The sequence below is a fragment of the Campylobacter sp. BCW_6871 genome (assembly GCF_001762325.1).
Taxonomy (GTDB): domain Bacteria; phylum Campylobacterota; class Campylobacteria; order Campylobacterales; family Campylobacteraceae; genus Campylobacter_D; species Campylobacter_D jejuni.
In genome coordinates this window covers 1-1,601 of sequence record NZ_MJWQ01000010.1, presented here as the reverse complement: position 1 = coordinate 1,601, position 1,601 = coordinate 1, and the positions used below count along the sequence as shown (strand labels likewise).

Annotated in this window: 1 protein-coding gene; it reads left to right on the top strand. The window is 23.2% G+C overall.

What is annotated here, in order from left to right; genetic code table 11:
- On the top strand, positions 1-1,601 hold a 1,601-nt coding region (locus AJ930_RS00705; RefSeq protein WP_070274698.1), incomplete at both ends, for a DUF2972 domain-containing protein.

Sequence of the window (1,601 nt, the reverse complement as noted above, 5' to 3'; positions counted from 1 at the left end):
AAACCATCAAAGTTTTTCCTTCTTTAAAATATCCTAACTTAGAAAAATGTCCTGATTATAAACAAGCTTTAAAATATCAATTTCATTTATCTTATATATTAGGTGAAGTTCTAATCAAAACTTTTAAAACTTGGTATAAAGGAAGTATTTTTACATTAGCTAAAAATATAAAAAAAGCCAATAAAGAATTTCAAATATTTAAAAAAACATTTGATCAATTTAAAATATATGATGTAGAAATTCCTAAAGATCTTTTAAGCAATAAATCTTTATTCTTGGAAAAAATTTTACAAATAGAAAAGTTATTAAAAACCCATAAAGACTATAAACCTATTATAGAAAATATCTTTCATAATTTTGATTATTTTATAAAGAATTTTAACCTTATAGAAGAATGGCTATTGTCAAATGATTTTAATGAAAAATACAAAAAAGAAAACCATCTTTACCCATCTTTACTTGATCCTAAAAAACTTAATGATGAAAAAGAAAAAATAAACTATAAAAACATACCAGCTGAACTTGCATGGGAAATGAATTTGCCTTTGCCTGATAATTATGAATTTGTGTATCCATTATTTGGGTTATCTGGAGGTGGTGCTTTATCTTCTTTTTTTCAAAAATGTGGTTTAAATATGCATTATGATTTTCATAGAAGTTTTTTAAAAAGTTATTATTTAAATTATAATTTATTTAAAGAAAGACACCGAAATAATATTTTATATTATACAGAATGGGGTTTAAATACATTATATAGGGAAAAATTTTTATCACTTTTTTTAAAAAAAGTGATAATTCTTTTTTTGGTAAGAGATCCCATATCGCGGCTTAAAACAGCTGTGAATCATCATACCAATAATCCAAATAAAGATGTTCGATTATTTAATTTAAGTTCAGATTTCAATAAAATTTTAAATTGTAAAAAATATGGTACCAGTATAGTTGGAAAATTTGCTAATGCTCCGATGATTGAATATCTAAATTTTTGGTTTTTTACAGATAGATGGTTTCTATATAATTCTTTGTTATCCTCGATTAAGAATTTCAAAGTTTTTTACATTGACATGGAAGAAATAAAACCAGCAAAAGCATTTGATACAATGTGTGTTTTAGCTGATAAATTTGGTTTCAAGAAACCAACAGATAAAAAATTTTTTGAAGGAGTTATGAATGGAGATTTTTTAGGGATATTGCCATTTACTTTATATATACATTCTAAGGATATAGATAATGTTTATTCTTTAATGAAATCTTACGAAAATTTATCCTCATTAAAAGATAATAATGGCATCCATCTTCAAATCACATCTACAAATTTGATTGAATTTTATAAACAATCTAAAGAATATATCAACTTTACTAAAGAATTTTTTGATAAACCTTTGAAATATGAAAATTTGGGAATATTTTTAAAACCACAAGAATTGGAGCGTTTAAGGCAAGATTCTAAGCTGTTTGATGTTACTAAAAGATATTTAAATAATTTTATTGAAGCTTTAGAAGAGAGAATAGAACTAGAAAAAGCTAAATTATTTAAAGAAAAAGACGTGTTAAACTATTTAAAAGAAAATAAAGAATTAAGAGTTAAGTTAAAAAACATA